General features: G+C 74.3%; 16 protein-coding genes. 10 read left to right on the forward strand and 6 right to left on the reverse strand.

All coding sequences use genetic code 11. The annotated features are described in order from the left end of the window. The first annotated feature begins 16 nt into the window (after nucleotides 1-16). The 3 genes from COO58_RS15140 to COO58_RS15150 all read left to right on the forward strand — a co-directional run bounded on the left by COO58_RS15140 (nucleotide 17) and on the right by COO58_RS15150 (nucleotide 1,224). The gene (locus COO58_RS15140) at nucleotides 17-478 is read left to right on the forward strand and encodes an SRPBCC family protein (RefSeq protein ID WP_091578334.1); all 462 of its coding nucleotides are present in this window, start codon (nucleotides 17-19) and stop codon (nucleotides 476-478) included. 109 nt (nucleotides 479-587) lie between these two features. Continuing rightward, nucleotides 588-851 (forward strand): hypothetical protein, encoded by a 264-nt coding sequence (locus COO58_RS15145; protein ID WP_091578336.1) that lies wholly within the window; start codon nucleotides 588-590, stop codon nucleotides 849-851. Between the two features lie 160 nt (nucleotides 852-1,011). Next, on the forward strand, nucleotides 1,012-1,224 hold the full coding sequence (locus COO58_RS15150) for a hypothetical protein (RefSeq protein WP_091578338.1): 213 nt from the start codon (nucleotides 1,012-1,014) through the stop codon (nucleotides 1,222-1,224). Nucleotides 1,225-1,231: 7 nt separating this feature from the next. Here COO58_RS15150 and COO58_RS15155 read toward each other — a convergent pair whose 3' ends face one another. Then, nucleotides 1,232-1,672 (reverse strand): hypothetical protein, encoded by a 441-nt coding sequence (locus COO58_RS15155; RefSeq protein ID WP_098745423.1) that lies wholly within the window; start codon nucleotides 1,670-1,672, stop codon nucleotides 1,232-1,234. 161 nt (nucleotides 1,673-1,833) lie between these two features. On the opposite strand from COO58_RS15155, the gene COO58_RS15160 reads away from it, so the two are divergent. After that, entirely contained in the window at nucleotides 1,834-2,196 is a 363-nt protein-coding gene (locus tag COO58_RS15160; RefSeq protein ID WP_091578342.1) for a DUF6401 family natural product biosynthesis protein, read from the forward strand. A gap of 57 nt (nucleotides 2,197-2,253) precedes the next feature. On the opposite strand, the gene COO58_RS15165 is transcribed toward COO58_RS15160, so the two are convergent. After that, nucleotides 2,254-3,111, reverse strand: coding sequence for a hypothetical protein (locus COO58_RS15165; RefSeq protein WP_091578344.1), 858 nt, complete (start codon nucleotides 3,109-3,111; stop codon nucleotides 2,254-2,256). Nucleotides 3,112-3,311: 200 nt separating this feature from the next. Between COO58_RS15165 and COO58_RS15170 the strand changes: the two genes are divergently transcribed. From COO58_RS15170 to COO58_RS15180, 3 genes are all read left to right on the forward strand, one after another. Then, nucleotides 3,312-5,468, forward strand: coding sequence for a SpoIIE family protein phosphatase (locus COO58_RS15170; protein ID WP_098745424.1), 2,157 nt, complete (start codon nucleotides 3,312-3,314; stop codon nucleotides 5,466-5,468). A 10-nt stretch (nucleotides 5,469-5,478) separates the two neighbouring features. After that, on the forward strand, nucleotides 5,479-6,156 hold the full coding sequence (locus COO58_RS15175) for an HAD family hydrolase (protein ID WP_091578350.1): 678 nt from the start codon (nucleotides 5,479-5,481) through the stop codon (nucleotides 6,154-6,156). Between the two features lie 100 nt (nucleotides 6,157-6,256). Further along, complete coding sequence (locus COO58_RS15180) at nucleotides 6,257-7,552, forward strand: sodium:proton antiporter (RefSeq protein WP_091578353.1); 1,296 nt, start codon at nucleotides 6,257-6,259, stop codon at nucleotides 7,550-7,552. Between the two features lie 10 nt (nucleotides 7,553-7,562). Here COO58_RS15180 and COO58_RS15185 read toward each other — a convergent pair whose 3' ends face one another. After that, nucleotides 7,563-8,528: an NAD(P)/FAD-dependent oxidoreductase gene (locus COO58_RS15185; RefSeq protein WP_176558815.1), complete on the reverse strand. Its 966-nt coding sequence runs from the start codon at nucleotides 8,526-8,528 to the stop codon at nucleotides 7,563-7,565. A gap of 80 nt (nucleotides 8,529-8,608) precedes the next feature. Between COO58_RS15185 and COO58_RS15190 the strand changes: the two genes are divergently transcribed. Further along, complete coding sequence (locus COO58_RS15190) at nucleotides 8,609-8,815, forward strand: DUF3072 domain-containing protein (RefSeq protein WP_091583772.1); 207 nt, start codon at nucleotides 8,609-8,611, stop codon at nucleotides 8,813-8,815. 2 nt (nucleotides 8,816-8,817) lie between these two features. On the opposite strand, the gene COO58_RS15195 is transcribed toward COO58_RS15190, so the two are convergent. Continuing rightward, nucleotides 8,818-9,318, reverse strand: a complete 501-nt coding sequence (locus COO58_RS15195; protein WP_098745426.1) for a metallophosphoesterase — start codon at nucleotides 9,316-9,318, stop codon at nucleotides 8,818-8,820. A 103-nt stretch (nucleotides 9,319-9,421) separates the two neighbouring features. On the opposite strand from COO58_RS15195, the gene COO58_RS15200 reads away from it, so the two are divergent. Continuing rightward, a complete protein-coding gene (locus tag COO58_RS15200; RefSeq protein WP_091578361.1) occupies nucleotides 9,422-10,252 on the forward strand; it encodes a helix-turn-helix transcriptional regulator in 831 nt (276 codons plus the stop codon). Here the strand turns inward: COO58_RS15200 and COO58_RS15205 are convergent. Together COO58_RS15205 and COO58_RS15210 are read right to left on the reverse strand one after the other, a co-directional pair. Then, the gene (locus tag COO58_RS15205) at nucleotides 10,209-10,988 is read right to left on the reverse strand and encodes a glucose 1-dehydrogenase (RefSeq protein WP_091578364.1); all 780 of its coding nucleotides are present in this window, start codon (nucleotides 10,986-10,988) and stop codon (nucleotides 10,209-10,211) included. The two genes, COO58_RS15200 and COO58_RS15205, sit on opposite strands and share 44 nt — an antisense overlap. Then, on the reverse strand, nucleotides 10,985-12,820 hold the full coding sequence (locus tag COO58_RS15210) for a glycoside hydrolase family 15 protein (RefSeq protein ID WP_091578367.1): 1,836 nt from the start codon (nucleotides 12,818-12,820) through the stop codon (nucleotides 10,985-10,987). The genes COO58_RS15205 and COO58_RS15210 overlap by 4 nt, the downstream gene beginning before the upstream one ends. A gap of 111 nt (nucleotides 12,821-12,931) precedes the next feature. On the opposite strand from COO58_RS15210, the gene COO58_RS15215 reads away from it, so the two are divergent. Next, nucleotides 12,932-13,519 (forward strand): general stress protein, encoded by a 588-nt coding sequence (locus COO58_RS15215; protein ID WP_091578369.1) that lies wholly within the window; start codon nucleotides 12,932-12,934, stop codon nucleotides 13,517-13,519. Nucleotides 13,520-13,558 lie beyond the last annotated feature (39 nt).

Consider the following 13,558-nt stretch of genomic DNA (forward strand, 5'->3'; position numbering starts at 1 on the left):
CAGGAGGAACCCCGACATGAGCGGCGTTATGGAACACGTGGATGTGGACGTCCCGATCCGGACCGCGTACGACCAGTGGACCCAGTTCGAGGAGTTCCCGCACTTCATGGAGGGCGTGCAGGAGGTCCGGCAGCTCTCCGACACGATGACGCACTGGACCGTGGAGATCGCGGGGGTCAAGCGCGAGTTCGACGCCGAGATCACCGAGCAGCTGCCGGACGAGCGGGTCGCCTGGCGCTCCACCGGGGGCACCCAGCAGGCCGGCGTGGTGACCTTCCACCGCCTGGACGAGGGGCACACCCGGGTCACGCTGCAGATGGAGTTCGAGCCGCACGGCGTGGTCGAGCAGGCCGGCGACAAGCTGGGCGTGGTCGACCGCCGGGCCAAGGGCGACCTGGCGCGGTTCAAGACGTTCATCGAGCGGCGCGGTCAGGAGACCGGCGCCTGGCGCGGTGAGGTCGACCGGCCGACTCCCTGAGTCCCCGCTTCCCCCCCGTACCGAAGCTTCGATGGCCGCCGGCTCGCCCGGCGGCCATCACGCTGTCCGGCGGCCGTTTGCGATCATTCCGCCCGGGTACCGCAGGGGAATGACCGACAACGACCGCCACGTGTGGCGCGACGAGGACCGCACTCCCCTGCACGAGCTGGACCAGGCGATCGCCCGGTCGACGCTGGACGGCCAGGCCGACGACGCCACCGGCAACGACGCCGGCGAGGAGGCCGCGTTCGGCCACGGTCCCGAGGCGGTGGACCGGGGCGCCGGCCCGGAGGCCGAGCGGCGGGAGATGACCGACGCGGACCGGGCGTACCGGCCGTCGACCACCGGCCGGACCGGGCCGGACACCATGTGAGGCGCCGGCTCCGGGGGCCGGAAGCTACCCGGAGCCGGTCACCCTACGCTCGACCGAAACGACAAAAAGTGAGGTACGGGCGGTCGGGAAAACGGACAGCCCATCCAGAATCGGCCGAACGGCTGACGGCACTCCCCCCGTGGCGCGTAAGACTTTCGGGATGGATCAGGGCTCCGCTTTCCTCTCCACCCGTCAGCGCCGCCTCGCCTGGTTGGGCTTCCTGCTCGCCGCCGTCCAGGCTCCGGTCGCCGCGAAGTTCACCGACGACAGCTCCTGGCTCTTCAGCCTGGTGGTCGCGTTGATGGTCGCGACCGTGATCATCGCCGACGACGGCGCGCGCCGCCGTCCGGCCGACGCGCGCTCCTCGGACTGACTCCTCGTCACGCCGGGCGCGCCTCGTGCCCCGGCCGGCCCCGGCTACGGCGGCGCTCCTTCATCTCCGCCTCGTAGAGGTGCCGCCGGCCGCCGACCAGGTCGTCCCGGGCCTGCCGGTCCATCTCCCGGAACAGCGCGTAGTAGCCGTCGTCGAAATCCTCGACGATCTGGAAGGTCCACCGCCCGGCGATGACGTTGCGACCGAGCAGGTCGCGGTCGATCCGCTCGGCGAGGGCCGGGTGCCCGGCGGAGCGGAACAGCTCCACCGCGTCGTCCAGCATCAGGTCGGCGTGGCCGATCAGCTGGTGCAGTTCGTAGAGGTGGCCGCGGGCCCGCTCGACGCACTCCAGGGCCTCGCTGAGCTTGCCCAGCGCCTCGACCGTGGCGTCACTCACCCCGTCGGGGCGGCGGTGCGCCCGGTCCGGTCCCTCGTGCGGCTGTCCCATCCTGTTCCTCCACGGGCTCGCTGCGCCGTCCGCGCGGTTTCCTTTGCCCCGGGACGGGCGGCTCAATCCCGCCGGACGACACCGCCGGTCACCCGGCCGATCCGGGCATCGGCCGGTCGGCCGAGGTCACCCCGCTCCCGCCGGGGCTAGCCTCGGTCACCATGCGCGTGCCGAACAACCGGGTCGCGACCCCCTCCGCGGCGGTGGCCGCACGGTCGACCCTCACCACGCTGACCACCGCCGTCGGCACCGCCGGGCTCGCCGCGGCCTTCGCGAACCCCGGGCTGCTCGCCGAGGTCGACCAGCACGCCGCCGGCGTACGCGACAGCCTGCACGGCGACCGCCGGCCGCTGAGCGTGGCGGCGCTCGCCGGCTATGCCGAGGGGCTGCGCGACGCGGCGACGGAGCACGGCTGGACGCCCCCGGAGGGGCCGGTCGACTGGTCGGCGCCGGGCTGGCTGCTCACCCGTCTGCTCGCGGTCTGCCTGCTGGCCCGCGGGTTGGACCCGCGACACCTGGCCTGAGGCACGGCGACGGGGTGTCCGCGATCGCCCCGCGAACACCCCGGTCATCCGCCTCCGTCAGCCGTTGGGCCGGCGGAACTGCTGCGTCTGGTCACCCGACTGCCCGGAGCGGTAGGTGCCCGCCCCCGACATCGACTCCGGCCCGGTCGGGGTCGGCTGTCCGCCCCGGTCGGCCATCTGCCGCTCGTAGTCGCCGCGACCCGCCTGCTGCGCCTGCCGCTGCTCCCGGAACGCCCGGGACTCCTCGGCGGCCCGGTGCAGCCAGCCGTCCCAGCGGTCCTGCATCGGCTTGATCAGACCACCGCCGACACCCACGATCAGGATGCCCGCCACGGTGGCGAGGAAGGCCACGAGCACCGGCGTGGTCACCGTGGTCGCGATGCCCACCTGGTTGAGCGCGGCGATGATGCCGAGCGCCAGGATGAAGACCGCGGTCACGTCGGCCAGCACCCGGCCGTACGAGAGCCCGCCGAGCGCGCCGGAGACCAGGTCCCGGACGGCGTTGGCGATGGCGGCGGCGATCACCACGATGACGATCGCCACGAAGGCCCGCGGCAGCCAGGACACCACCCCACGGATCAGGTCGCTGATCGCGTTGGGCCCCCACACCCCGAAGGCGAACTGCAGGGTGAACAGCAGGACCGCGTAGTAGGCCAGTCTGGCCAGGATGTCGCTGGCGTCGTACCTGGTGCGTTCGAGGGCGCGTTTGATCCCGCCGCGTTCCACGGCGCGGTCGAACCCGACCCGTTCCAGTGCCGCGTCCACGATTTTGAGGACGGCTCGGGCGATGAGCCAACCCACCACGAGGATCGCGATGAACGCGATGGCCCTCGGTACGAAGAGCAGCACCGACCTCCAGAAGTCGGTCCAGGCCGCACCGATGTCGACCTGACCGACCGCGAGGGTTTTCGGCATGATGTCCCTCCTGTCGCGTGAACTGCGCCGCCCGCATACCCGATGACCTCGGCAGCACGCCGAGCCGGACCCGGCCAATTTCCCGACATGCCTTGCCGAACCGGCCCTGACCTGCACTAACGTCCGACCACCCGAGGGCCGGGGGCAGCTCGGGCCACATGATCGGAACCGGACCGCCACGCTCCGGTTAGGCTGCGGTCATGCCAGGCACCGTCGGTCGGGTTCCCACGCCCTCCGTCCCCACTCCGGGAGCGCCCGCCGGCCCGGTCGCCACCGGGCCGGCCGCCGCGACCGCCCACCCGTGGGCCGCCACGCCGCTGGGCGCGCCGGAGAACTGGGACCCGGCCGTACGCGCCGTGATGGACGTGGTGCTGGACTCGCCGGTGCCGATGGCGCTGCTTCTCGGCGACGACCTCGTCCTGCACTACAACGAGGGGTACGCGGAGCTGATCGGCGACCGCCACCCGGGCGCGCTCGGCCGGCCGGCGGCGGAGGTGTTCGCCGAGGTGTGGCGGGAGGCCGGCGCCGGTGAGGCGCTGGAACGCGTCTACCGGCGGGGCGAACCCTTCCTGGAGCGGGAGGCGGTGCTGCCGGCCGACCGGCGGGGCGGGGGTCCGGCCGAGCCGGCCGTGTTCACCCGCGGCCACTCCCCGGTCCGCGACTCCACCGGCCGCATCGTCGGCGTGCTCACCGTGTCGGCGCAGACCACCCAGCTCACCCAGCAGCTGCAGAGCCTGAGCGACTTCGCCGCGGCGCTCTCCGGCACGCTCACGTTGGACGACGTGGCCCGGGTGACGCTGCGCTACTGCCTGCACTCGTTCGACGCCGACCGGGTCTCCCTCGCGGTGGACGAGGGCGCCGCGTGGCGGATGGTCCGGCGCATCCGGGGTGAGCTGCTCGACGAGGCCGACGAGCGACTGCCCCCGCTGTGGCGTCGGATCGGCGCCGACTCGGCGCTGCCGGCGGTGGTGACGGCGCGCAGCGGCGTGCCCTCGTTCGCCGCCGACGGGCAGCCGCTGCGCGACGTCGCGGCGGACCGGCACGACGAGAAGATCCGGGCGCTCGCCGCGCTGCCCCTGCGCTCCTCGGTGATCCGGGGCGCGCTCACCGTGGGCTACCAGGCGCCGCGGCCCTGGTCCCCGGCGGAACGGGCGCTGCTCGCCGCGTCGGCCGAGCTGATCGGCCAGGCCGCCGAACGGGCCCGCCGGTTCGAGACCCAGCACGGCACCGCCCAACTGTTGCAGCGCAGCATGCTGCCCGAGCAGCTGCCCGACCTGCCCCGGCTGCGCATCGCCGCCCGCTACGAGCCGGGCGTCGACGGCAACGCCGCCGGCGGCGACTTCTACGACGCGTTCCTGCTGCCCTCCGGCGCGCTGGGCGTGGTCCTCGGCGACGTGGCCGGTCACGACGTGCAGGCCGCCGCCCGGATGGGTCAGGTACGCGCCGCGCTGCGCGCGCTCGCCCTGTCCGACTCCCGCCCGGACGCGGTGCTTGGCGGGCTGGACCGGCTGGTCGGGAGTCTCGGCACCGAGGGCGGCACACACGAACTCTTCGTGACCGTGGTGTTCGGCGTGGTCGACGTGGACCGCGAGGTGCTCACGCTGAGCAGCGCCGGTCATCCCGCGCCGCTGATCCGGCGCGGCGGCCCCGACGCCGACGCCGAGTTCGTCGAGGTGCCACCCGGACCGCCGCTGGGCCTCGGCGGCCGGTCCCGGACGGTCACCGTGCCGTTCCGTCCCGGCGACACGCTGCTGCTCTACAGCGACGGGGTGGTGGAACGACGCTGGCAGGACCTGGCGAGCGGGCTGGCCGGGCTGGGCGCGGCGGTGAGCGCCGCGAGCAGTGGCGACCCTCGCGCGCTGTGCGCGGTCGCGACCGCCGCCGTGCCGGGCGCGACCGAGGACGACGTGGCCGTGCTGGCGGTGGAGCACGCGGTCCGGCCCAGCCGGTCGGCCGGCATGGAGGTGCCGGCCGAGCCGACCGCGCCGAGCCGGGTCCGGCACTGGCTGACCGCCCAGCTCACCGAGTGGCAGGTCCCCGAGGCGGTGGTCGGCGCGGCCGTGCTCTGCACCAGCGAGCTGACCACCAACGCGCTGCTGCACGCCGGCACCGCCGCCCGGGTGGAGATCGACCTCAGCGCGGAACGCCTGCTGGTCTCGGTCGCCGATTCCGGCACCCGGGGGCAGGTCACCCGGGCCCAGACCGACACGCTGAGCAGCCGTGGCCGTGGGCTCGGCCTGATCGAGGAGCTGAGCGACGCCTGGGGCACCGACCCGACGGTGCGGGGTTCGACGGTCTGGTTCGAGATCCTCATCCCCGGGAGCGGGTCACGCGTCGACGCCCCCGCGGCGGGGTAGGAGGCACCCCATGGCCGACGACACGCGCCGCGGCGTCCTCTTCGACGTGGACGGCACCCTGATCGACTCCACCTACCTGCACACGGTGAGCTGGTGGGAGGCGCTGCGTCAGGCCGACCACCGGGTGCCGATGGCCCGGATCCACCGGTCCATCGGCATGGGCTCGGACAAGCTCCTCGACCACCTGCTCGGCGCCGAACGGGACCGCGACGCCGACGGCCGCCTGCGCGACGCGCACGACGCGCTCTACGCCGAGTACTGGGAGCGGCTGGCGCCGTTGCCCCGGGCGCGGGAGCTGCTGCACGCCTGCGCGGAACGCGGGTTGCGGGTGGTGCTGGCCACCTCGGCGGCCGCGCACGAGGTGACCGCGTTGCGCGCCGCGCTGGACGCCGACGACGTGATCGACACGGTCACGTCCTCCGCCGACGCGCAGGAGAGCAAGCCGGCGCCGGACATCCTGGAGGCGGCGCTGGACCAGTCGGGGCTGACCGCTGACCGGGTGGTCTTCGTCGGCGACTCGGTCTGGGACGTGGCCGCCGCCGGCAAGCTGGACATCCCCTGCATCGGCCTGACCTGCGGCGGCACCGGCCGCGCCGAGCTGGCCGGCGCCGGGGCGGTGGCGGTGTACGAGGACCCGGCGGACCTGCTGGACGCCCTGCCCGACAGCGCGATCGGCACCCTCGGCTGAACCACCGCCGAACTCGACCGCACCGCCAGGCTTAGCCCGACCCCCGACGGGGCACTGCTGGCACCACCGCCCGGCCCACGGGCGACGGAAGGGTGGTGCCGTGGAACCGGTCGATGTCGCGTTCGCTCTGCTGGGCGTCGGTGCGCTGCTGGCGGGGATCCTGCCCCGGATGCTGGAGAAGCGGCCACTGTCCATGCCGATCGCGTTCCTCGGGCTGGGCATGCTGGTCTTCCTGCTGCCGACCGGGCTGCCCACGCCGGATCCGCTGCGCTCGCCGGAGTTGACCACCCACCTCACCGAGGTGGGGGTGATCGTCGCTCTGATGGGCGCCGGCCTGAAGATCGACCGGCCGTTGAGCTGGGCCCGCTGGTCGTCGACCTGGCGGCTGCTGGCCATCGCCATGCCGCTGTGCATCGCCGCCGTCGCGCTGCTCGGCTGGTGGTGGGCCGGCCTGGTGCCCGCGGCGGCGCTGCTGCTCGGCGCGGCGCTCGCCCCGACCGACCCGGTGCTCGCCTCGGACGTGCAGGTGGGCGAGCCGACCGACGCGGAGGACTCGGAGGACGAGGTGCGCTTCGCGCTCACCTCGGAGGCGGGCCTCAACGACGGCCTGGCCTTCCCATTCGTCTACGCCGCCATCGCGATCGCCACCACCAGCCTCGCCCCCTCGGACTGGCTGGTCCACTGGCTGAGCGTCGACGTGGTCTACAAGCTCGCCGTCGGCGTGGGCGGCGGGCTGCTGGTCGGCTGGTTGCTCGGCAAGCTGTTCTTCCGCGCCCCGAGCACGCTGCGGCTGGCCCGGCACTCCGAGGGCTTCCTCGCCCTGGCCGCGACGTTCCTCGCGTACGGGCTGGTCGAGGTGGTCGGCGGCTACGGCTTCCTGGCCGTGTTCGTGGCCGCGCGGGCGATCCGGGCCGCCGAGCGCACCCACGAGTTCCACTCCGTGCTGCACGACTTCGCGGAGCAGGTGGAACGACTGCTCACCGTGTTGTTGCTGCTGCTCTTCGGCGGCGCCGTGGTCACCGGTCTGCTCGCCCCGCTCACCTGGCCGGCGGCGCTGGTCGGGCTGGCCCTGGTGCTGGTGATCCGGCCGCTGGCCGGCTGGCTGTCGCTGCGGGGCGCCCCGGGCTGCGCCACCGAGCACTGGGTGATCTCGCTGTTCGGCATCCGCGGCGTCGGGTCGTTCTACTACCTGGCGTACGCCACCAGCAAGACCGACTTCCCGCAGGCGGAACTGCTCTGGGCCACCGTCGGCCTGGTGGTGGTGGTCTCGGTGGTGGTGCACGGCGTCGCCGCGACCCCGGTGATGCAGCTGCTGGACCGGGCCGGCGAGCGTACCCGCGACGGCGCGGAGGAGGGCCGGGCCGCGCAGCCGGTGCTCGACGGCGCCCGGGGCTGACCCGCCCGCATCAGCCGGCGCACAACCGGTCGGCGAGCGCGCGACCCAGGTCCCGGCCGGACCGCCAGGCGCTCTGCACCCGGGGCCGCCCGAACGCGTCGCCGGCCAGACCGATCCCGTCGGCGTCCAGGTGGTACGTCCCGCCCTCGGCCACCCGCACCGGCCGGGCGTACGTCCACCGGTGCACGTGGGTCGACGTGGCCGGCTCGGGCAGGCCGAGCAGGTCGCGCACCGCCTGTTCGACGGCCGGCCGGGCGGCGGTGGGTTGGAGCAGGTGCCCGGCGGCGAACTCGGCGGTGGTGTGCGCGACCAGCACCGGGGCCCCGTCGCCGCGCCGGTCGCCGTCGTCGCAGACCAGGCTCAGCACCGGGTGGTCGTTGACGAACGCGCCCCGGAAGTCGGGCCAGCGGCGGGACGGGAAGTGCAGCACGGCGGAGAGCGTGGACGCCCAGCGTTGCGCCGCCACCGCCCGGGTGGCCTCGGCGAACGCCGGGTCCAGCAGCAGGGCGGCCTGCGGCCCGGGCATGGCGAGCACCACCGCCTCGGCCGCCCGCCCGTCCACCCGGGGCCCCGGCTCGACGGTCATGACCAGCCGGTCGTGGGTCACCGGAAGGCCGGCGGCCAGGTGTTCGACGAGCGAGCGCAGCCCGCGCGGGGCGGCCCAGCGCACCGGGCCGGTCACCTCCTCGCGCCCGCGCGGCCCGTACGCGACCAGGGTGTCGGTCCACTCCCGCACCAGCCCGGCGGCCTGCCAGTCGGCGACCACGGCGGCGAAGTCCGGGTCGTCGACGGTGAAGTATGCGGCGCCCAGGTCGGCGGGGCGGCCGTCGAAGCGCCTGCTGGCCATCCGCCCGCCGGTCACCCGACCGCGCTCCCGGACCTCCACCGGCACGCCGGCGCGGACCAGCTCGGTCGCGCACGCCACCCCGGCGATCCCCGCGCCGACCACCACCACACCCGCCCGGTCCGCCGTCATGTCGTGATCGTAGGCGGCGAACGGCATGAACCGGCCGGCACGGGGGTAGTGGAACACCTGTTCGAGGAGAGGTGATCAGCATGACCGACCGCAACAACAACCCGGACGCCGCCGTCAAGGACCCGGACGACTGGGTGACCGGCGACGAGCCGCCGACCGCGGCCCAGGAGTCCTACCTGCACACCCTGGCCCAGGAGGCGGGCGAGCAGGTGCCGGACGGGCTGACCAAGGCCGAGGCGTCGCGCCGGATCGACGAGCTCCAGGCGGAGACCGGCCGGGGCCGCTGAGGTCAGCGCGGGGGCAGGCGGTGCAGCTCGACCCGGTCGAGCCGCCCCGCCGCCACCCGCGCGGTCAGATAGGTCGCGTACGGCTGGGCCCGCCGGTCGGTCGGCGAGCCCGGGTTGAGCAGACGCAGCCCGCCCGGCGCGACGCTGTCCCACGGGATGTGCGAGTGGCCGAACACCAGCACGTCGCGGTCGCCGTACGCGGCGGCGCAGCGCTCCTCGCGGCGGGTCTTCGGGCCGGTCTCGTGCACCACCGCGACCCGCAGCCCGTCCAGCTCGACCCGGGCCACCTCGGGCAGCCGGGCGCGCAGCGGCGGGCCGTCGTTGTTGCCGTACACGCCGACCAGCCGGCGGGACCGCGCCTCCAGGGCGTCCAGCAGCGACTCGTCCACCCAGTCGCCGGCGTGCAGCACCACGTCGGCCGCGTCGACCGCCGCCCACAGCGCGGCCGGCAGGTCCTTCGCCCGCTTCGGCACGTGGGTGTCCGCCATGATCACCAGCTCCATCCCCCCATCCTCCCCCACCCCTCGCCGCCGGGCCGCGATCAAGGAGTGCGACGACGCGAAGTCGTTGATCAAACCCCGGGGCCGGTGGGCCTAGGATGACGGGGTGGGCGAGGTCGGCGGGCTGCTGCGGGAGTGGCGGACCCGGCGGCGGCTCAGTCAGCTCGCGCTCGCCCACGAGGCGGAGATCTCCCCCCGGCACCTGAGCTTCCTGGAGACCGGGCGCTCCGCGCCCAGCCGGGAGATGGTGCTCCGGCTGGCCGAGCACCTGGACGTGCCGCTGCGCGACCGCGATCAGCTGCTGCTCGCCGCCGGCTACGCGCCGGTCTACCCCCGACGCGCCCTCGACTCCCCCGAGCTGAGCCGGGTCCGCGCGGCGGTCCGGCTGGTGCTGCGGGCGCACGAACCCTGGCCCGCGGTGGCGGTGGACCGACGGTGGCGGCTGGTCGACGGCAACGCGGCGGTGCCGGTGCTCACCGCCGGCGCGGCGCCGCACCTGCTGCGGCCGCCGGTGAACGCGCTGCGGCTGACCCTGCACCCGGACGGGCTGGCGCCCCGGGTGCTCAACCTCGGGCAGTGGCGGGCGCACCTGCTGGCCCGGCTGCGCCGGCAGGCGCAGCTCACCGCCGACCCCGACCTCACCGCGCTCCTCGACGAGCTGCGCGGATACCCGGGCGGGACCGACCCGGAGCCGGTCGAGCCGGGGCCGGGCGACGTGGTGGTGCCGCTGCGGCTGCGGCACGGCGACGGCGAGTTGACCCTGCTCAGCACGGTGTCCACGTTCGGCACCCCGCTCGACGTCACCGTGGAGGAGCTGTCCATCGAGACGTTCCTGCCCGGCGACGACGCCACCGCCGCCGCGTTGCGCGCCGCGACGCCGGGCGGAGCGCCGCTCAGGCGCCCTGACCCTGGTTCTGCATCAGGCCACCGTCCATGAAGTACGTCGACCCGGTGACGTAGTCGGCGTCGTCGCTGGCGAGGAAGACGGCCAGCTTGGCGATCTCGGACGGTTGCGCGGCCCGCTTCCAGGGGATGCTCTGCACCTGCTCCTCCAGATACTTCGGATCGTCGATCGCCTCCTGGTTGAACGGGGTGAGCACCATGCCCGGACCGATGTTGTTGACGTTCATCCGCATCGGCGCGACCTCCAGCGCCAGGCTCTTGGCGAACTCCAGCATCGCGCCCTTGCTGGTGTCGTAGTCGGCGCCGCCGGCCCGGGCCACCTCCTGGTGGATCGAGGTGATGTTGATGATCCGACCGCCGCCGCCCTGCTCCTTGCGGTGGCGCACGAAGCGCCGCGAGCAGAAGAACGTCCCGTAGACGTTGGTCCGGATGCACCGGTCCCACGTCTCGGTGTCCAGGTCGGCGACCGGGATGCCGGAGGCGTCCACACCGGCGTCGTTCATCAGCACGTCCAACCGGTCGAACTCGGCCAGCGCCTCGTCGAACATGGCCTCGACCTGGTGCTCGACGCTGATGTCGCCCTGCACCACCACGGCCCGGCGACCGACCTTCTCGATCTCGGCCCGGGTGTGGTTGGCCCCGGCGTGGTCGTGCAGGTAGTGCACCACCACGTCGGCGCCCTCCCGGCCGAACTCGATCGCGGTGGCCTGCCCGATGCCCGAGTCCGAGCCGGTGATCAGGGCGGTCTTCCCCGCCAGCCGTCCGGTCATCCGGTTGCTCCCTCCGTGTGGGCCGCGCCGGTCGGCACGGCCGCTCGTTCGCCGGCGCGTCGCGCCACGGCGTCGGTGATCCGGCCCGCGGCGATGATCAGGCCGATGTGCGAGAACGCCTGCGGGAAGTTGCCGACCTGCTCGCCGGTCGCCTGGTCGATCTGCTCGGCGTAGAGGCCGAGATCGTTGGCGCGGGCGGTGAGCTGCTCGAACATCTGCCGGGCCCGGTCGATCTCGCCCGCCTCGGCCCGGCAGGCGGCCAGCCAGAACGAGCAGATCACGAAGCCGGCCGGGTCGTCGTCCCAGCGACGCAGCAGCCCGTCCCGGGACAACCGGCGCTCCACCACGTCCATGGTGGCGCGCATCCGCGGGTCGTCGGCGGGCAGGAAGCCGACCAACGGCATGATCAGCACCGAGGCGTCCAGGTCGTCGGAGTCGAACGCGCCGGTGAACGCGCCGACCCGCTCGTTCCAGCCCCGGTCGAGCACCACCGCGCGCACCTCGTCGCGGGCGGCGGCCCACCGCGCCACGTCGGCGGGCTCGCCGATGCGCGGCCCGAACCGGACGGCCCGGTCCAGCGCGGTCCAGCACTCGACCTTCGACGAGACGTAGTGCCGCTCCGCGTCGCGCGCCTCCCACATGCCGGCGTCGGGCCGGTGCCAGTCGCGTACCGCCTGGTCGGCGAGGGTGTGCAGCAGGTGGCGGACCTCGGGCGACATCGGGTCGAGGTAGTGGCGCATCAACCAGGCCGCGTCGAGCACCTCGCCCAGCACGTCGTTCTGCCGCTGCCGCCAGGCGTCGTTGCCGACCAGCACCGGCCGGCTGCCGTCGTAGCCGGCGAGATGGTCGAGGTCGTGCTCGGTGAGGTCCCGCTCCCCCTCGACGCCGTACATGATCGGCACCGGGGCGTCGCCGATCCGGCCCATCGCCCGGGCCACCCAGGTGAACTGCCGGTCCGCCTCGTCCGGGCAGGCGGCCCGCCAGAGCGCCTGGAGGGTGAGGCTGAAGTCGCGGAGCCAGACGAAGCGGTAGTCGTAGTTGCGGTCCCCGCCGATCTGCTCCGGCAGCGAGGCGGTGGCCGCCGCGACGACCGCCCCGCTCGGCCCGTACGTCATGCCCTGCACCACCATCGCGCTGCGCCGGACCTGGTCGCGGTACTCGCCCCGGTAGTCGTGCAGGTCCGCCCAGGAGCGCCAGCCGGTGACCGCGTCGGCCACGACCCGCGCCGCGTCGGGCAGCTGCGGGTCGGTGCCGGAGTACGTCGGGGCGTACCCCAGGGTGAACCGGTGGGTGCTGCCGGCGCGGGCGGTGAACCGCCCGACGGCGGCCGCGTCGGTGAGGCTCAGCGGAACGTCGGCGCGCAGGTCCAGGCGGCACACGCCGGCCGCCGCGCTGATCACCCCGTCGCGTTCGACGAGGTAGGCGCGGACCCGGCCGTACTCGAAACGCGGCACGTAGTCGGTCCGCATCGGCACCTCGCCGCTGAGCCCCTCGACCACGCGGGCGAGCACGCGTGGCGGTCGCAGCCCGATCTCGTGGCCGCGCGCGCCGGGCTCCAGCGCCAGCGTGTCGGTGACGGCCACCGCGCCGGTCGAGGTGCTGAACACGGTACGCAGGACCAGCGTGTCGTCCAGATAGGAGCGGGTGCTGGTGAACTCGCCCTCGGGGCGGACGCTCCAGTACCCCGCGTCGCTGCCGAGCAGCCGGCCGAAGACCGACGGCGCGTCGAACCGGTGCGGGCACCACCAGTTGATCGCGCCGGCCCGGTCCACCAGCGCCGCGCTGCACCCGTCGGCGAGGAAGCCGTGCTCGCTGATCCGTCCGGTCCGCACGGTCGTGGCTACCCGCCCGGGCCGGAGCCATGCCTGGCCGCATCCGTGCCGTCGACCGCGTTACCGCCCGCCGCCGACGGGAACGCGGCGGGTTGACGAAGGAGGATGCTCATGACCAGACCCTCGACTCCGACCGCGGCCTGGCGACCCGGAATGCCGGGCGGCGACAACCTCCCGTCCGGCCCGGGCGGTCGCCCGACGCCGCCGAGCGGGGACGGGCACGGGCCGCAGGCCGGTGCGCCGACCGTCACGATCGGCTCGTACCCGGACTATCCGTCCGCCCAGCGCGTGGTGGACTATCTGGCCGACAACCGGTTCCCGGTGGAACGGACCTCGATCGTCGGCACGAACCTGACGCTGGTGGAGACCGTGATGGGGCGGCTCACCACGGGGCGGGCGGCCCTGCTGGGCGCCGGCACCGGCGCCTGGTTCGGCCTGTTCATCGGGTTGCTGTTCGGCATCTTCACCGCGGGCAACTGGTTGGCGGTGATCCTGGTCGGGCTGGTCATCGGCGCGATCTGGGGCGCCGTGTTCGGCGCGGTCGCGCACGCCATGACCGGTGGGCAGCGCGACTTCACCTCGGCCAGCTCGCTGCGGGCCGGCCAGTACGCGGTCACCGTGGAGGCGGAGGTGGCGGAGCAGGCGCGGCAGCTGCTGGGCCGGATGCACCTCACGCCGACCGGCGCCACCGCCCGCTGAGCGGCGCGACACGGCGAGGGAGGGCCCGCTGCGGGTCCT

Origin of the sequence: Micromonospora sp. WMMA1996 (genome assembly GCF_002573675.1) — a bacterium.
GTDB classification, from domain to species: Bacteria; Actinomycetota; Actinomycetes; order Mycobacteriales; family Micromonosporaceae; genus Micromonospora; species Micromonospora sediminicola.